Source organism: Anaerocolumna cellulosilytica (genome assembly GCF_014218335.1).
Classification (GTDB): Bacteria; Bacillota; Clostridia; order Lachnospirales; family Lachnospiraceae; genus Anaerocolumna; species Anaerocolumna cellulosilytica.
On the sequence record NZ_AP023367.1, the window covers coordinates 241,277 to 258,485 of the forward strand.

Here is a 17,209-nt window from a genome sequence, read left to right on the forward strand (position 1 = left end):
AATGATATACAAGAAAAGACTACTCTAAGTAGGCAAAGCTAAGACGCCTCAAAGACCAAAAACCGGTGATTGAGGGCTTTTGTTATGGCTAAAACAAGTTGAACAAGGGAATAATGGTAAACTTAAGAAAGCTATTGCATACAAAGTTGTTAAGACTATCTCATAACAATATCTAGAAGATAACCGTTGCAGTTTAAGTACAAGGGAGATTGAACTCTATCTGGAAGTTTATCTATAACAGAGAAGTTCCTCTGATTGACTATAATACATTGGTAATTACAGATCTCCCTACATTGCCTTTAAATTAATCAATAGCTATCAGCATGTATTCTTTGAAAGACTGCAATAACCGCCATAGCAGTGAAAAATCCTAACAGCATACCTCCTAATATATCGCTTGGATAATGTACAAAGAGGTATACCCTAGAGAACCCGATTAAAGCAGCCAATAATAAAGACATAATACCGGCAAGTTTATTATAATAAAAAATTACGGTAGTAGCAGTAAAGGAGGACATGGTATGTCCGGAGGGAAATGAAAAGGATTTGGGTCCCCGGATAAACGGTTCAAAGTCCGTATAAAAAAGAAAAGGACGGGGTCTTTCAAAAAAAGGCTTTAAAAGTCTCTCGCCTAATAAAAATTGTAAGGATAAGGATAAGGTTAAAACAATGCCAATGGGTCTGGTCTTCTTAAAAAGTAATAAGAGAAAGGCAATGACAATCCAAACGATTCCCGAATTACCAAGGTTTGTTATGAATATCATAAATCGGTCTACTATTGGTGTATGTAAATTCTCATAAACATACATAAGTAAAAATTCATCTAGGTTTCTAATAAGCTCTGTCATGGCACGCATCTAAATCCTTTCTCTGCTGATATTCTCTGTTATAGTATGATTTAATATAATTCTAAACGAATTCTAATTGTTATCAAGTTGACAAAGACAAATTTTGGTATTATCCTATTATAACATATTGGATTCATATATGTGTTACTTTAATTTTTCTGTTATTAAAGTAGTATTGTAAGCAGGCTTGCGATACTGCATGGAGCTATGTGAATATCAACTAAGGTATCAGGTTGAAAAAACCTGCTTGGCTACACAGAAAACTTCTATGAGGATGGTGATTACAATGATTGAAATTAATAACTTAACGAAAGTTTATCGGCTAAATAAAAAACAGATGGCTGAACAAAAAACAAAAAACAATCTTAAAAAAGCGGCAGATAACATCAGTTTATCTGCTAAAAAAGGTGAAATCTATGGTCTTTTAGGACCCAATGGAGCCGGTAAAACTACGACACTTCGATGTGTGGCAACCTTATTAAAACCTACGGAAGGAAAGGTATCAGTATGCGGTTATGATACCATAAAAGATCCGGAAAGGGTGAGGAAATCAATTGCATTTTTAACCAACGAGATAAAACTTGATCCTCAGTTTACCCCCAAATACATGTTCAATTTTTTTGGCAGGCTCCATGGTTTGGAAGAGGCAGTTATTAACGAAAGACGAGAGATGTTATTTCGCTACTTTGGTATCAATGATTTTCAGGATAAGAAAATTGATGAACTATCAACGGGTATGAAGCAAAAGGCATCTATTGCAGTTAGTCTGGTGCATGATCCGGAGGTTGTAATTTTTGATGAACCTACCAACGGACTAGACATTGTAACGGCTAGGAGTGTTACAGACTACTTAAGACAATTAAAGCAAGAAGGCAAACTAGTTATTGTCTCAACACATATTATGTCTGAAGCAGAAAAATTATGTGACCGTATCGGTATCATTATTCAAGGTAAAAAGGTAGCAGACGGTACTCTCGAAGAAATACTGCAATTAACAGGTGCTACGGACTTAGAAGATGCTTTCTTTGAACTTTATAAAGAATATAGCATAGAGAACATAGGTTGAAAACAAAAACGATTATTCAACATCTCGATTATTATGTGTACCAAAGTACACGGTTAGGAGTTTCATATGAAGGGTGCTAAAGAAATTATAAAAAAAGAATTAGCCAGGGTATTTAATGACAAAAAACTGATTGTAAGTTTGTTTATTATGCCGGGAATATTAATTATAGGAATGTATTATTTTATCGGGCAAATGCAAAGTGCCATGATAAACGATTTAGAAAAACATATATCCACAGTTTACATCCAGAATGAGCCGGAAGGCTTTAAAGACATCCTTGCGGAAAATAACTTTCAGGCGGACATAAAATACCTGACAGAAGGTGAAGATTTAACAGAAGTAAAAGAGGGTATATTAAATGGAGATATTGATTTGCTGGTAGTGTTTGATAAAGGGTTTTTGGAAAGTATCAATAATTACCAATCAGCAGAGGTGATTCCGGAGGTCAAGACATATTATAATACTTCCGAGGATTATTCCTCCAATGCCAGAAGCCTATTTGTTACTCAGATTCTAACTGTATATCAGCAGGAGCTTTTAACAGAACGTTTTGGTGATTTAAACCAGCTGACAGTATTTCAGATTGACAAAGATCCCGAATCCTCCGTCATTGTAAATAATGACAAAGCATCTGGTAAAGCGTTTGGTATGCTTTTGCCATACCTGATTACTTTTATGCTGTTTCAAGGTGCAATGGCTCTTGGAGTAGATGCCATCACGGGTGAAAAAGAAAGAGGAACTATGGCAAGTATGCTGTTAACGCCCTTAAAACGCAGTGAGATAGTTGTTGGTAAAATTATATCTATTTCAATATTATCCAGCTTATCGGCAGTTATTTATGCTGTGGCGATGATATTTGCCATGCCTCTATTAATGAGCGGCGCAAGCTCTAATAGCGGTGAAATGGCCTTGAAATTTACCCTAGGGCAGGGTGCAGAGCTTCTTTTAATATTACTGGCATTGGTATATTTGTACGTAGCAATCATTGCTTTAGCTTCCGTTCTGGCAAGAACTGTTAAGGAAGCCAGCAGCTATGTAGCACCAATGATGATAGTGGTTATTGCTGCAGGGCTAATCACCATGTTTACCGGAAATAGTGAAAAACAGTTGGCTATGTTTGCAATTCCTGTATATGGCAGTGCAATCTCCATTCAGAATATTTTAGTAGGAGAATTAACCCTTGCACAGTTTGGTATGACCGTAGGAGGTACGGTTGTCCTTGCAATTATAATAACCTATCTTATTACAAAAGCCTTTAACAGTGAAAAGATAATGTTTAATGCTTAAATAACAAAAGTTATTAGGGAGAACAATGGAAAAAAGAGCAAACCATAAGAAAACTAGAAACATAAAGCTGGTTATGCAGTATGATGGCAGCGCTTATGGTGGCTGGCAGAGACTTGGAAGCACCAGTGGAAAACCGGGCATACAAAAGGTGCTGGAGGAAACGATATCAGAGTGCTTAAAAGAAGATATCAACGTTATTGGTTCAGGCAGAACGGATACAGGTGTTCATGCCCTTGGACAGACTGCTAATTTTCATTGCAGTTCCACTATGTCTTTAGACTGTATGAAATCATTAATTAATACAAACCTGCCAGAAGATATTAAAATAATCATCATGGAAACAGCATCAATCGATTTTCACAGCAGATATAGTGCTAGGTCAAAAACCTATAAATATTTTATTGACAGTGAGGAAGTACCCAGTGTATTTACAAGAAAATATGCACTTCATGTTCCGGAGGTTCTTAATTTTGAGGCTATGAAAAAAGGTGCAAGTTACCTGATTGGAACTCATGATTTTAAGGCCTTTTGCACTGACCGGAAAGATGGAAAAAGTACAGTTAGAACCATTGAAGCGATTGAGATAAACCGAACAGACCGGAGTATTAAATATGCGGAGGGATACTTTTGTATCGCCATAACCGGAGATGGATTTTTACATCATATGATAAGAATTATAGTTGGTACCCTTCTTGAGGTTGGAAAAGGTATGAGGGCACCGGAAGAGATTGAAAAAATTCTAAAAAGCAGGCGACGTGATAAAGCAGGTGTGACCGTGTATCCTAACGGGCTGTTTTTAACTAAGGTCAGGTATTAAATTCCTGATTTTTAAAAATAAAGTTAGTTGCAGACGTATAAAATTTTCCTTTTGACAAACAATAATAACCATAAGTACCACATTATGATTATTATGCAAAATGGAGGAATAAATATGAAAGCAACAGGAATCGTTAGAAGAATAGATGACTTGGGGCGTGTTGTAGTACCAAAAGAAATTCGTCGTACTTTACGTATCAGAGAAGGAGACCCTCTAGAAATTTTTACAGACAGAGAAGGAGAAATCATTCTTAAAAAATATTCTCCTATTGGAGAGTTGGGGCAGTTTGCAAAGCAGTATGCGGATTCTCTGGCCCAAACCACGGGACATATTATTGCTATTTCTGACAAAGATCAGTTTGTTGCAGCCGCCGGCAGTATGAAACGCGAACTGCTGGGAAAAGCAGTTACACCTGAGCTTGAGAGGGTAATTGATGATAGGGAAAATGTTTTGGCCTCTAAAGATGATAAAAATTTTATTCGCATTGTGGCAGATGATGATACAGAATATTCTTATCAAGTGGTATGGCCGATTATCAGTGAAGGAGATGCCATTGGTTCTGTAATTTTATTATCCAAGGATTCTAAGGTTAAATTCGGTGATGTGGAGAATAAGCTGGCAAGTACTGCGGCGTATTTTCTGGGAAGACAGATGGAACAATAGATTTTCTTTTCGTAACTTTTAGCTGCATGTATTTAAAAGAGAAATCTTTTAAGATATATGCAGCTATTTATATATGCTAACCATCTCGACAAACTGAGAGTAAGCAAAATGAGCTGGAGGTCTTTAGATATGCTCGAGGTATTTGTTGGATCAATTCCTGGATATATTGTATGCTAACTATTGTAAAGCTTGACAAATTTATGGTAAAAGCAATATGCTAAGGGTATATTTATGCCTACATAAGATAAAAAGGCAGATTAACAATAGGAAGAAGGAACTGAAATGGAGAAAAAATATACATTTGCAGAATTTATGGACATTATAAGGCAGCTGCGCAGTGAAAATGGTTGTCCCTGGGACAGAGAACAGACACACGAAAGCCTCAGAAACTGCATGCTTGAAGAAGCCTATGAAAGTGTTGAAGCAATTGAGAATAAGGACATGGAGAATCTTTGTGAGGAACTTGGAGATTTATTGCTCCAGATAGCCCTGCACGCTGCAATTGCAGAAGAAAAGAATGAATTTGCCATAGAAGATGTTATTAAAGGAATTAGTACAAAGATGATAAGACGCCATCCCCATGTGTTTGGTAACAGTAAGGCAGATACCGCAGAGGATGTTTTGCAAAACTGGGAAGAAATTAAAAAACAAGAAAAGCATGAGGAAAATTTTTCAGAAGGCATGTTAAGGGTAGCAAAAGCACTCCCGGCAAATATAAGAGCTGAAAAAGTCCAGAAAAAGGCAGCCAAAGCAGGAATGGATTTTAAAGATTATGAGCAGGTTTTAGATAAGGTGTATGAGGAGCTAAATGAGCTTAAAAAAGCCAAAGAATCCAGTAATATGGAAGCAATTACAGAGGAATTTGGAGATTTGATGTTTACAGTTATAAATTTGTCTAGGTTTTTGCTAATAAATGCAGAAAATTCCTTGACAAATGCCACTAATAAGTTTATAAATAGATTTGTAGATGTAGAGCGCCTGGCCGCTAAAGAAAGCAGGAGTTTAGCTGAAATGTCCGACCATGAGCTGGATGCCCTATGGGGACAGGTGAAAAAATTAAAATGAAAAATATAACAAATACCTTAGAGGAGGAGTTTTATCCATGAACAAAGCAGAATTAGTTGCAGCAATTGCAGAAAAAACAGAATTATCCAAAAAGGATTCCGAAAAGGCATTAAAAGCTTTTATTGATGTCGTAACAGAAGAATTAACAAAAGGTGAAAAAGTTCAATTAGTTGGATTTGGTACATTTGAAGTATCTGAAAGACCAGCAAGAACAGGAAGAAATCCCCAGACAAAACAGCCTATACCTATTGCAGCATCTAAAGCGCCAAAGTTCAAAGCAGGAAAAGCTTTAAAGGACGTTATTAATGCATAGTCTTTGACAAATAAGAGAAGCTGTTATAAAAATCAAATTCGCCCTTTGTATTTTATCTGGGTTAAGGATGTGATTTTTATGACAGCTTCTTTTTTAACATAAAGAGTTCATGGAGAAACACATCCTATATGATAAAAACCATTGGTAGTAGATTATATTAATGTCTTGATTAAAAGGTGCAATAGTGCACAGATGGGAGTTTATATGAGGTTAGATAAGTTTTTAAAGGTTTCCAGATTAATTAAGCGCAGAACAGTTGCCAATGAGGCTTGTGATGCCGGTCGTGTTCTGGTGAATGGTAAGCCTGCTAAAGCATCTGTGGCTGTAAAAGTGGATGATATTATAGAGATTGGGTTTGGCAGTAAAGCAGTTAAAGTACAGGTACTGGATGTTCAGGAAACCGTCCGTAAGGATGATGCAAAAGAATTATACAAGTATCTATAAAGAGAGCAATATTTTGGCATGAATCTATAAGTCTTTTAATATACTGAAATGAAAACAAGTATATTAGGAGGCTTTTTTATGGATGAAAAACAATCAATTCAGAAATATCATAAAGTAAGCTTAAATTCCAGGAGTTCGGCAGCAATCACCGGTGTTAAGGATGTTCTTAGCTTTGATGCAGGTGAAGTATTATTAGAGACAGAGCAGGGAATTTTAATGATTCGGGGTAATGACCTGCATGTGAATCGCCTGACATTGGAAAAAGGGGAAGTTGATGTAGATGGTAAAATAGACAGCTTAACCTATTCAGACGCAAGCAATTACGGGAAGTCCAGTGAATCCTTAATCAGCAGGCTGTTTAAATAAGAGTAAGGAGATACTGCCTATGAATCAGGCAATTGTAGTAGAACTGCATTTCTTTGGTACTTCAGTTCTATGGGGGGTACTTATACTTATACTTTATGATTTTTTGCGAATATTCCGCAGATTAGTAAGCCATAATAATTTTTTCGTGGCTTTGGAGGATTTGCTTTATTGGATGGTCTCCAGTGTTTTGATTTTTCGGATGATGTATCAGCAAAACAATGGCATCATTCGTGGCTTTTCTATAATGGGAATGTTACTTGGTATGCTTATTTACCATGGTACAATCAGTGACTTATGTGTCACTTTTATTTCATCCTTTTTGCTAAGAATTGAAAACCTTATCAAACGGATAGTTTTATTTATTTTATCTCCTTTTTGTTTCCTTTTTAAGCTTATAAAGAATTTAGTACTCCGAATAATAAGATTAATGAAAAAATTCACATCCTTTTTATCAAAATCATTGAAAAAAAAGAAAAAATCAGGTAAAATAGCTCTATCCAATGATGAAGAATGTGATTAATCTAAGGTAAAATAAGTGTACTATTTACACAGAAGGAGTCAATGTGAGGAAAAAAAAGAAATCAAGGCGGACAGGCTTAGGCTTAATTGCTATCATGGTTATACTGGTGTGCGGGATTGTTACATATAAACGTCAGGAACTAGATCATGTGAATGCCAAAACCGCAACAAGGGTGGAAGAACTAAAAAAAGAAATTGAAGTACAAAAAGAGAGAGCCGAGGATATTGTGGAATTCAAGGCTTACGTCCAAACCTACAAGTTCATTGAAGAAATGGCAAGAGAAAAGTTTAATCTGGTTTACAAAGATGAGATTATCTTAATAGCAGATGACTAATACACAACCTTCACATTACCTTAAAAATCACAAAAGATAGATGAATAAATAGTTGACAAGTATCATAAAAGCGGTTATAATGTACTTCGTCATTACGGCGAAGTAGCTCAGTTGGCTAGAGCATGCGGTTCATACCCGCAGTGTCGGCGGTTCAAATCCGTCCTTCGCTATCCGACATGAAACAAGATGGTTTTACCATATACTAACTTAAAAGTCTGTATGAAAGGATTTGCAGTGCAAGTCATTTCATACAGACTTTTTGAGTATCCTGCCATTTTTTATGTAACAGCAGCTTGATAAACTGCCAGCAGACATTATAGAATATCTTAATCTAATCTATACATTTATATAAAATCTTAATCCAATTATGAAATCTATGAACCCACCTTTATAATTGCCTTAAAAAACCAGAGTTTTAAGGTGCTATAAATCTAATCTTAGTTTCTTAATTAGACTGAACTCTCTTGATTCGATATCTTCATGCAATCTGAGAACTTCTTGTCAAAAACTTTTTGAAGTTGTCCTCTCGTTTTTGACAAAGATTTCAAAGTGGGAACCCTATAATACAGGACTAACGGCGGAAGTTTGGAAGTCATTGGTCTGGAACAGCCGCATCCATACTGTAAGATAATTACATAATTGAGGGGTTGAAAGAAAATAGATGAAGAAAGGATTGCCACAGAATAATACTTTCAACCAAGGAAAGGTGGCAGTGGGGGTGCTGAAAAAATGATGCAGCAGTCACAGGTGAGATGTGTGTTATGAAAGAGTTAAATATGAGAAAGATTTTAGTGAATATACTTGGAGCTGCGATGGCGCGAGCTGTATTTATGGGAATGAATCCTATTGGAATGGGATACTTTGCAGCAGTATTTTTAGAGAAAAAAAGCAGAATGTTTATTATGTTTACCGTATTGCTTGGTATGCTTACGGCAATGCCTTATGCAGATGTGTTAAAATATCTGATTATCATGGTCGTAATCTCGGTTATAACGGCTTTAGCGGAATTTAATAACAAAAGGGTATCCATGAATACCGTAGGGGTACTTACTGCTGTTATTACAGCCTCTATGACCATCACAGACGGACTGCTAAGCAATAACCTTGGTTACTACCTGTTGCTTGGATTAGGAGAAGGAGCGGCTATCTTTGCGTTTGCCTTAATTTTTAGAAAAGGGCTGGAACCTCTCCTTGCGGGTATTCAGGGACAAGCTCTGGACAATGAACAGATTATCAGTCTGGCAGTTATGCTTTCAGTGGTTATCTATGGACTTCCGGAGTTTGAGGGTATAGGTTTTTCTATAACTATGACAGCGGCTTTGTTTAGTGTACTTCTTACCGGATACAAATACGGTGTAGGGTATGGAGCCCTTTTAGGTGCGGCCTGTGGCATAATCTTATCTATACGCACCGGAGAAATAAATCAGATAGGGCTAATGTGTATGCTAGGGATTCTTGCAGGTACGTTTCGAGAGATGGGAAGGTTTATTACCTTTCTGGTGTATTGTGCCGGTGCAATTGTTCTGGGAGAGCTTTATCAAAAAAGTCAGCTTGATTTATCCGGCTTCGGGGCGTTAATATCCTGTGCGGTTTTGTTCTTTCTTCTGCCCAAAACATTGACGGAAAAGGTGTATGCAGGTGAGAAGGTGGGCGAGGAGGACGTTTTTGTAAGTCAGAATATTCAAAATATAGCTAAGAGTAAACTAAAGGACTTTTCGGAGTCCTTTTACAGCCTTTCAAACACCTTTGCAGCTATTTCAGAAAAAAAGGCAAGTCTTGATAAAAAGGACAAAAGCCTCTTGTTTGATGAATTATCAGAGCAGCTTTGTAAGGACTGTACGAACTGTAATCTCTGTTGGAAAAGCAATTTTTATGATACATATCAGGGGGCTTATTATATTATGGATGTGGTTGAGAAGAACGGAACTATAGCCCTTAAGGAGGTGCCGGAGAGCTTTGCCGGCCGGTGTATCTGCCTGGAACATTTTGTTGCGGAAACCAGGAGGGTTTTAGAAGTAGCCAAGTTAAATCTTTCCTGGCATAACCGGCTTGCAGAAAGCAGGGAAGCTATTGCCGGGCAGTTAAGTGAAGTTGCTAATATTATTGATGATTTCTCTAACGATTTATACCGTGGAGGAGATACGCCGGATATGATTAAACGGCGTTTGGTGTATCAACTGAAAATGAATCATGTGGTTGTCCAAAGGATAGCCGTGTTTGATAAAAGAAATGATAAACAGGAATTATATATAACGGCCAAAACGGAAAAAGGAAGGTGTGTTACCACCAAAGAGGTGGCAGGAATTATAAGTAAGACCTTTGGTAAAGTTATGCGGCCTGCAGAATCTTGTAAAAAGGTTATGTCCAGAGATTTTGATACATTTATTTTTATTGAGGATGTAAATTATATAGTTTATACAGGTATGGCCAAGATGACAAAGGAAGGAGCGAGGATATCCGGAGATAATTTTTCTTTTATTAACCCTGACCCGGGTACAGTTGTTATGACTTTATCCGATGGGATGGGTACTGGGGAAAAGGCCTGCGAAGAAAGTGAATCCGTTGTTGAGCTTTTGGAACAGTTCATGGAGGCTGGGTTTAAACGAGAATCCGCCATTAAGCTGATTAATTCAATTTTAGTATTAAAATCAGGTGAGCAGACATTCTCGACCATTGATATGAGTATAATAAACTTGTATACAGGTTTTTGCGATTTCATAAAAATCGGAGCTTCAACGACTTTTGTGAAGAGTGGCAAGAATGTAGAAACAATACTTTCTACTACGCTGCCTGCCGGAATTATCAATCAAATGGATTATGATGTTATAACTAGGGAATTAAAAGATGGTGATTTTGTAATAATGGCAACGGATGGGGTTATAGACTGTATTCCGGGAGAAGATAAGGAGCAGTTTATCAGTGATTTTATTTCTGAGCTTAAAATGAATAATCCACAGGAAATTGCCAATGCTGTTCTAAATCAGGCATTGGAACTAAATCAATGGGTACCAAAGGATGACATGACTGTATTAGTTGCAGGGTTTTGGAATAAGTAGACTTGATATTTTTTCTTGTTCGAGGTAAAATGATAGAAAACTGCACTATTATTCTATTTCTGGGAATATATTAAACTATATGGTGACGGTGTCTTGTAATTTGAGATAAGGGTAATGATATGAAATATTATGGCTAACCTACAGGAGCTGGAATGCTTAATACAATAAAAAGATTTATAGATGAACAGAATATGATTAAAAAGGGAGACAGGATTGTAGCCGGTATATCCGGAGGAGCTGATTCGGTCTGCCTTTTCTATGTTCTTTTAGAGTTAAAAGAAGCATATGCTATGGATTTTCTAGTGGTGCATGTCAACCACGGCATACGTGGTCAAGAGGCGGCGGAAGATGAAGAATATGTAAGTATCCTGTGTAAGCAGTATGGGATACCCTTTTTTTCTTTTTATTTCGATGTTCCTTCTGTTTCTGTTAAGAATGGAATGTCTGAGGAAGAAGCCGGAAGGTGGGTGCGCTATCAGGCATTCAATGAATGTCTAAAAAAAAATAAGTGTAATAAAATTGCAATTGCGCATAATAAAAATGATAATGCCGAAACTATACTGTTCCATCTGTTCCGGGGAAGCGGTATTACAGGACTTACCGGAATAAAACCAGTCCGTGAGGAGATTATCAGACCTTTGTTATGTGTAGGAAGAGCTGAGATTGAAGAGTTTCTTAGAGTAAGAGAAGTAAGCTTTAGGGATGATAAAACGAACCTTATGGAAAATTACAGTCGAAATAAAATTAGACACCGTGTTCTAAAATATGCTGCTGAAAACATTAACCCGAAAGCAGTTGAACATATTGTGAATGCCGGAAACCAGTTAAAAGAGATTGAACAGTATTTAGATAGGATGATTTTTTCTGCTTTTTCCCGTATTGTAGTGGCAAGAGAGGGCAATGAATATGAAGTAGATATAGAAAAATTCATAGAAGAAGAGCCTGTAATACAAAAGGGAGTTCTGCGCTTAGGGGTACAACAATTAGCGGGAGGATTAAAAGATATTGATGCTTTCCATATAGACCTGATAATGGGATTAATGACAAAGGAAGTATCCAAAAGACTTAATTTGCCTTACGGTATTCTTGCAGTGAGAGAATATAACTGTGTGGTATTAAAAAAGCAGAATCAGAATTCAGAAGAAAGTCATTTTTTCAAGAACCATGAGACAGAAATAATTGTACCCGGAGAACAGTTTATAACTGGAATGAATCTAGCAATAAGTACTAAATTAATCAATTATAAAAAAAATATGATAATTCCGAAAAATGGGTGTACGAAATGGTTTGACTATGATAAAATAAAAAATACTGTTTTAATCCGCACTAGAAAAACTGGAGATTATTTGCAGATTGATGCAAAGGGGAGCAGGAAAAAATTAAAATCGTTATTTATTGACGAGAAAATACCCAGGGAGAAAAGGGAACTGCTGCCTTTATTAGCAGATGGTCCTCATATCATGTGGATTATCGGCGGAAGAATGAGTGAGGCGTACAAAGTAGATGAGGAGACAAAAGTAATACTTGAGATACATTTAGATGGAGGAAAAGACGATGAATCATAACATTAATGTACTAATACCCCAGGAAGAGGTAGACAAAAAAATCCAGGAGCTGGGTGATCAGATAAGTAAGGATTATGCAGGTAAAGAATTGCATTTAATATGTGTTTTAAAAGGTGGTGTATTTATTACCTGTGAACTGGCTAAGAACATAACGGTACCCCTATCCTTAGACTTTATGTCTGTTTCCAGTTACGGTGATGAAACGATAAGCTCCGGAAGAGTTAAAATAATAAAAGATCTGGATGACTCCATTGAAGGTAAGGAGGTTCTAATTGTTGAAGATATTATTGATTCCGGTAATACATTACGATATTTAATTGACCTGTTAAACAGCAGGAAACCAAGCAGCATCAAAATCTGTACACTACTGGATAAACCAGACCGCAGGGTAACGGATGTAGCTGTAGATTATGTAGGGTTTCAAATCCCCGATAAGTTTGTGGTAGGTTATGGTCTTGACTATACTCAAAAGTATAGAAACCTGCCTTATATCGGTGTAATAGAATAAAAAGGGAGGAGGTCATTTAGTGAGAAGACAGTTAAAGGGATATGGTTTTTACATCATAATTATAAGCTTGCTGTTTGCTGCATTTCTTTTAAATGACAGATTAAACAAAAAAATATCTGAGAATTATGAAATTGGTAACTTTGTGAGTGATTTAAACGAAAGCAAACTGGTAAAGGTAGACATTTATCAGAATATAGAAGTACCTACTGGTGAGGTTGTGGTCACCTACGAGAATGGTGGCAGAGAGCAGTTTTATACGCCGGATGTTAACAAGGTTCTGGATTTAGTACTAGATAAAGGCGATGTGACTTATGATTTGCACAACATATCAAAGCCTAACTGGTTCTTAACCAGTGTATTGCCTTATTTGTTGGGCTTCGTAGTGATTATCATTCTGTTTTCCTTCTTGTCAAACCAGGCAGCAGGTGGCGGAGGCGGTAATAGTAAGGTTATGAATTTTGGTAAAAGTCGGGCCAAGATGACTACGGATGAAAATAAAAAAACCACTTTTAAAAATGTAGCCGGTTTGGAAGAAGAAAAGGAAGAGTTAAAAGAAATTGTAGATTTCTTAAAAACGCCTAAAAAATACATTCAGGTAGGAGCCAGGATTCCGAAAGGAGTTTTGTTGGAAGGACCGCCAGGAACAGGTAAAACATTGCTTGCAAAGGCTGTTGCGGGTGAAGCGGGTGTGCCATTCTTTAGTATATCCGGTTCTGACTTCGTGGAAATGTTTGTCGGTGTGGGTGCATCCAGAGTAAGAGATTTATTCGAAGATGCGAAAAAGAATTCGCCTTGTATTGTATTTATTGATGAAATTGACGCTGTCGCAAGACGCAGGGGAACCGGTATGGGCGGCGGTCATGATGAAAGAGAACAAACCTTAAACCAGTTACTGGTTGAGATGGATGGATTTGGTGCGAATGAAGGTATCATTGTTATGGCTGCTACGAACCGTGTGGATATTTTAGATCCTGCTATTCTGCGTCCGGGTCGTTTTGACCGAAAGGTAATGGTAGGCCGTCCTGATGTCAAAGGCAGAGAAGAAATCCTTCAGGTGCATGCAAAGGGCAAACCTCTGGGTGAAGATGTGGACTTAAAACAAATTGCTCAGACAACAGCAGGCTTTACTGGCGCAGATCTTGAAAATCTGCTGAATGAAGCAGCGATTTCAGCAGCGAAGGAAGAGCGTTCCTATATTGTTCATGAAGATATTAACCGCTCCTTTATTAAAGTTGGAATCGGTACTGAAAAGAAGAGCAGGGTGATTTCGGATAAAGAAAAACGTATTACGGCTTATCATGAAGCCGGTCATGCGCTCCTATTCCATATACTTCCTGATGTGGGACCGGTGTATACTGTATCTATTATACCTACCGGCAACGGTGCAGCAGGTTATACTATGCCTCTTCCTGAAAAAGATGAAATGTTTAATACGAAGGGTCGTATGAAGCAGGATATTATTGTCGGTCTTGGTGGAAGGGCAGCAGAAGAGCTTATCTTTGATGATATTACTACCGGGGCATCTCAGGATATTAAAATGGCAACTAAGACTGCAAGAGCGATGGTTACAAAATACGGTTTTTCCAGTACAGTTGGTATGGTTAATTACGATAGTGACGATGATGAGGTTTTTATCGGCCGTGATTTGGCTCATACCAGAAGTTATAGTGAAAATGTAGCAAGAACCATTGATGATGAAGTTAAAGGTATCATTGACCATTGCTATGAGGAAGCAAAACGAATTTTAGTGGAATATAATGAAGTACTTCATAACTGTGCAAAGCTGCTAATTGAAAAAGAAAGAATTAGCAGGGAAGAGTTTGAAGCACTGTTTGAAAAACCCATAAATGATGGAGATGGCGGAGATAATGGGGAAAGCATGGTATTGGAGGTCTAAAACCCCTTAATACAAAAAAAAATCAAAAAACATATAGTTTTTATTGGTTTTTTAATGAGTACTTATAGCCGGTATTCTAAGGAATGAAAAAACAGACAAAAAAAAATTGAATATTTTTGAATGTTTGTGCACACTTTCAAGAGACATGGTGCTATAATAATACTCGTAAACCCCAATACATTATATAGTTTTTGCTACACCCCATAAGTAACAAAAATACCTTCTCCAAAAAAAGGACAGCAATCGGAATGCTGTCCTTTTTTTTGTCAAAACGAATTTCCAAACATTGTATTTTTACGAATAATAAGTTAAAATAAGCATAATATATATTTATTTTTAAGAGCTATAGCAATGAAAGCATACCCCTTTTTTATGAAAATTGATAACCAAAGCAATATAAAACAGAAAGGAAATGTATTGGTGTGAATCAATTAGCAATTTTTTCAGACGGGACACAGGAGTACCGCCGACCATGTGAACCGGAGCCGTTTGACACAGTTACATTGCGTATAAGAACCGCTTTAGAGAAGGCTATAAAGGTATCTCTCGTAACGGCTTTAGATGCTAGGCCCATGAAGCTTGTTTTACAAGATAATTTGTTCGCTTATTACGAAGCTGAACTACAACTGACGGATCAACCGACAGCTTATTGCTTTTTAATAGAGGATGGTGCAGAAAGCTGGTATTATAACCGGGAAGGACTTGTTCGAACACCAGGAGCTGACTATATGTTTGTTATTACACCGGGATTTCATACACCGGACTGGACAAAGGGAGCGGTTATGTACCAGATATTTGTTGACCGCTTTTTTAACGGAGACACCAGCAATGATGTAGAAGATCATGAATATATATATCTTGGGGAAGGAACGAGTAAGGTTAAGGATTGGTATAAGTACCCGGATGCGGTTGGAATCCGGGAATTCTATGGGGGAGATTTGTCTGGTGTTATTAAAAAACTTGATTATTTGAAAGATTTAGGTATACAGGCAATCTATTTGAATCCTATCTTTGTTTCCCCTTCTAACCATAAATATGATACGCAAGATTATGATTACATCGATCCTCACTTTGGGAGTATAGTAGAAGATTTGCAGGAAGAGCAGGAGAATTATGTAAAAAATAATGCTTTGGCACTAAAATATAAAAAACGAGTTACGAATCTAGTTAATCTAAAGGCTGGCAACGAGTTATTTATACAGCTTGTGGAGGAAGCTCATAAAAGAGATATTAAAGTGATTTTAGACGGTGTATTTAATCATTGTGGTTCATTTCATAAATGGCTCGATAGAGAAAGCGTATATGAAGGAGAAGAAGGATACGAAATAGGGGCATACAAAAGTGATAAAAGTCCTTATAAGGATTATTTTCTTTTTCAGAAGTCTTCATGGCCTGAAAATGACAGTTACGAAGGCTGGTGGGGGTATGAAACCCTTCCAAAGCTTCATTACGAAGGTTCCAAAGAGTTATATGACTATATCCTTAAGATAGGACAAAAATGGGTGTCGCCACCTTATAATTGTGATGGCTGGAGGCTTGATGTAGCAGCAGATTTAGGATTTTCCAGAGAGTTTAACCATACTTTTTGGAAGGATTTTAGAAAGAGCGTTAAAGCAGCGAATCCGGAAGCTGTGATACTGGCAGAACATTATGGGAATCCTAAGGAGTGGTTAACAGGTGATGAATGGGATACAGTGATGAATTACGATGCCTTTATGGAACCGTTAACCTGGTTTTTAACCGGTATGGAGAAGCATAGCGATGAATACAGGAAGGATTTGCATAATAATTCAGATGCCTTCTTTGAAGCGATGAAACAAAACATGGTGCAGTTTCAGACGACCTCTTTATTTACTGCAATGAATGAACTATCCAACCATGATCATTCCCGTTTCTTAACCAGAACCAACCATGCGGTGGGCAGAGTTGAATCGCTTGGTTCTGAAAGAGCGGAGGCAGGAGTTAATAAGGGTATACTTAAGGAAGCAGTCACTGTGCAGATGACCTGGCCTGGCGCCCCTACCATTTATTATGGAGATGAAGCAGGTCTATGTGGCTTTACAGATCCGGATAACCGACGGACGTATCCTTGGGGAAGGGAAGATCAGGATTTGATTGAATTTCACCGGGAAATAATAAAACTTCATAATAATTACAAAGCCTTACGTACTGGTTCTCTACTATTTTTAGACAAAGCTTTCGGTTTCATCAGCTACGGGAGGTTTGCAGCAAATGATAAATTTATTGTTGCAATAAACAATAATGCCTATGAACTCATAGCAGAGATTAGAGCGTGGATAGTTGGAATAAGAGATGATGAGGCGGTATCAACCTTGCTGTCAACGACAGAAGTAGGCTATACTCTCAGTTCGGTTATTTACTATACAGAAGATGGTATATTAAGGATATCTTTACCGCCATATTCATCAGTTATTCTTAAGAACGTGATAATTTAATTAC

Annotated in this window: 16 protein-coding genes and 1 tRNA gene; 16 read left to right on the forward strand and 1 reads right to left on the reverse strand. The window is 37.3% G+C overall.

The genetic code is table 11. The features are described 5' to 3' along the window. Positions 1-308: 308 nt before the first annotated feature. Entirely contained in the window at positions 309-848 is a 540-nt protein-coding gene (locus tag acsn021_RS01040; protein WP_184093836.1) for a phosphatase PAP2 family protein, read from the reverse strand. Positions 849-1,134: 286 nt separating this feature from the next. Between acsn021_RS01040 and acsn021_RS01045 the strand changes: the two genes are divergently transcribed. The 16 genes from acsn021_RS01045 (at position 1,135) to acsn021_RS01120 (ending at position 17,205) form a co-directional block, all read left to right on the forward strand. Next, entirely contained in the window at positions 1,135-1,914 is a 780-nt protein-coding gene (locus tag acsn021_RS01045) for an ABC transporter ATP-binding protein (RefSeq protein ID WP_184093835.1), read from the forward strand. A 66-nt stretch (positions 1,915-1,980) separates the two neighbouring features. Continuing rightward, the gene (locus acsn021_RS01050; protein ID WP_184093834.1) at positions 1,981-3,201 is read left to right on the forward strand and encodes an ABC transporter permease; all 1,221 of its coding nucleotides are present in this window, start codon (positions 1,981-1,983) and stop codon (positions 3,199-3,201) included. A gap of 25 nt (positions 3,202-3,226) precedes the next feature. Continuing rightward, positions 3,227-4,018 (forward strand): tRNA pseudouridine(38-40) synthase TruA, encoded by a 792-nt coding sequence (truA, locus tag acsn021_RS01055; RefSeq protein ID WP_184093833.1) that lies wholly within the window; start codon positions 3,227-3,229, stop codon positions 4,016-4,018. Positions 4,019-4,132: 114 nt separating this feature from the next. After that, a complete protein-coding gene (gene spoVT / locus acsn021_RS01060; RefSeq protein WP_207725166.1) occupies positions 4,133-4,681 on the forward strand; it encodes a stage V sporulation protein T in 549 nt (182 codons plus the stop codon). 282 nt (positions 4,682-4,963) lie between these two features. After that, positions 4,964-5,746 carry a nucleoside triphosphate pyrophosphohydrolase gene (gene mazG, locus acsn021_RS01065; protein ID WP_184093832.1) on the forward strand — a complete coding sequence of 261 codons (783 nt, stop codon included), beginning with the start codon at positions 4,964-4,966 and terminating at the stop codon, positions 5,744-5,746. Positions 5,747-5,783: 37 nt separating this feature from the next. Beyond that, the gene (locus tag acsn021_RS01070) at positions 5,784-6,059 is read left to right on the forward strand and encodes an HU family DNA-binding protein (protein ID WP_184093831.1); all 276 of its coding nucleotides are present in this window, start codon (positions 5,784-5,786) and stop codon (positions 6,057-6,059) included. A 204-nt stretch (positions 6,060-6,263) separates the two neighbouring features. Beyond that, positions 6,264-6,503, forward strand: coding sequence for an RNA-binding S4 domain-containing protein (locus acsn021_RS01075; RefSeq protein WP_184093830.1), 240 nt, complete (start codon positions 6,264-6,266; stop codon positions 6,501-6,503). A 78-nt stretch (positions 6,504-6,581) separates the two neighbouring features. Continuing rightward, positions 6,582-6,869 (forward strand): sporulation protein YabP, encoded by a 288-nt coding sequence (yabP, locus tag acsn021_RS01080; RefSeq protein ID WP_184093829.1) that lies wholly within the window; start codon positions 6,582-6,584, stop codon positions 6,867-6,869. A 19-nt stretch (positions 6,870-6,888) separates the two neighbouring features. After that, positions 6,889-7,389 carry a spore cortex biosynthesis protein YabQ gene (yabQ, locus tag acsn021_RS01085; RefSeq protein WP_184093828.1) on the forward strand — a complete coding sequence of 167 codons (501 nt, stop codon included), beginning with the start codon at positions 6,889-6,891 and terminating at the stop codon, positions 7,387-7,389. A gap of 43 nt (positions 7,390-7,432) precedes the next feature. Beyond that, entirely contained in the window at positions 7,433-7,723 is a 291-nt protein-coding gene (locus acsn021_RS01090) for a hypothetical protein (RefSeq protein ID WP_184093827.1), read from the forward strand. A 96-nt stretch (positions 7,724-7,819) separates the two neighbouring features. Continuing rightward, positions 7,820-7,893, forward strand: a tRNA-Met gene (locus acsn021_RS01095). A gap of 591 nt (positions 7,894-8,484) precedes the next feature. Next, positions 8,485-10,779 carry a stage II sporulation protein E gene (spoIIE, locus tag acsn021_RS01100; RefSeq protein WP_184093826.1) on the forward strand — a complete coding sequence of 765 codons (2,295 nt, stop codon included), beginning with the start codon at positions 8,485-8,487 and terminating at the stop codon, positions 10,777-10,779. A gap of 152 nt (positions 10,780-10,931) precedes the next feature. Next, positions 10,932-12,344: a tRNA lysidine(34) synthetase TilS gene (gene tilS / locus acsn021_RS01105; protein ID WP_184093825.1), complete on the forward strand. Its 1,413-nt coding sequence runs from the start codon at positions 10,932-10,934 to the stop codon at positions 12,342-12,344. Continuing rightward, positions 12,334-12,852, forward strand: coding sequence for a hypoxanthine phosphoribosyltransferase (gene hpt, locus acsn021_RS01110; protein WP_184093824.1), 519 nt, complete (start codon positions 12,334-12,336; stop codon positions 12,850-12,852). Before tilS ends, hpt begins: the two co-directional genes overlap by 11 nt. A 19-nt stretch (positions 12,853-12,871) precedes the next feature. Continuing rightward, the gene (ftsH, locus tag acsn021_RS01115) at positions 12,872-14,749 is read left to right on the forward strand and encodes an ATP-dependent zinc metalloprotease FtsH (RefSeq protein ID WP_184093823.1); all 1,878 of its coding nucleotides are present in this window, start codon (positions 12,872-12,874) and stop codon (positions 14,747-14,749) included. Between the two features lie 422 nt (positions 14,750-15,171). After that, positions 15,172-17,205 carry a glycoside hydrolase family 13 protein gene (locus acsn021_RS01120; protein ID WP_184093822.1) on the forward strand — a complete coding sequence of 678 codons (2,034 nt, stop codon included), beginning with the start codon at positions 15,172-15,174 and terminating at the stop codon, positions 17,203-17,205. Positions 17,206-17,209: the final 4 nt, after the last annotated feature.

Bases quoted from the DNA above. Each gene is read 5' to 3' on its own strand.
- spoVT (WP_207725166.1), top strand. From the start codon at position 4,133: ATGAAAGCAACAGGAATCGTTAGAAGAATAGATGACTTGGGGCGTGTT.
- spoIIE (WP_184093826.1), top strand. From the start codon at position 8,485: ATGAAAGAGTTAAATATGAGAAAGATTTTAGTGAATATACTTGGAGCT.
- hpt (WP_184093824.1), top strand. From the start codon at position 12,334: ATGAATCATAACATTAATGTACTAATACCCCAGGAAGAGGTAGACAAA.
- yabQ (WP_184093828.1), top strand. From the start codon at position 6,889: ATGAATCAGGCAATTGTAGTAGAACTGCATTTCTTTGGTACTTCAGTT.
- acsn021_RS01045 (WP_184093835.1), top strand. From the start codon at position 1,135: ATGATTGAAATTAATAACTTAACGAAAGTTTATCGGCTAAATAAAAAA.
- yabP (WP_184093829.1), top strand. From the start codon at position 6,582: ATGGATGAAAAACAATCAATTCAGAAATATCATAAAGTAAGCTTAAAT.
- acsn021_RS01050 (WP_184093834.1), top strand. From the start codon at position 1,981: ATGAAGGGTGCTAAAGAAATTATAAAAAAAGAATTAGCCAGGGTATTT.
- acsn021_RS01075 (WP_184093830.1), top strand. From the start codon at position 6,264: ATGAGGTTAGATAAGTTTTTAAAGGTTTCCAGATTAATTAAGCGCAGA.
- mazG (WP_184093832.1), top strand. From the start codon at position 4,964: ATGGAGAAAAAATATACATTTGCAGAATTTATGGACATTATAAGGCAG.
- acsn021_RS01070 (WP_184093831.1), top strand. From the start codon at position 5,784: ATGAACAAAGCAGAATTAGTTGCAGCAATTGCAGAAAAAACAGAATTA.
- truA (WP_184093833.1), top strand. From the start codon at position 3,227: ATGGAAAAAAGAGCAAACCATAAGAAAACTAGAAACATAAAGCTGGTT.
- tilS (WP_184093825.1), top strand. From the start codon at position 10,932: ATGCTTAATACAATAAAAAGATTTATAGATGAACAGAATATGATTAAA.
- acsn021_RS01040 (WP_184093836.1), bottom strand. From the start codon at position 848: ATGACAGAGCTTATTAGAAACCTAGATGAATTTTTACTTATGTATGTT.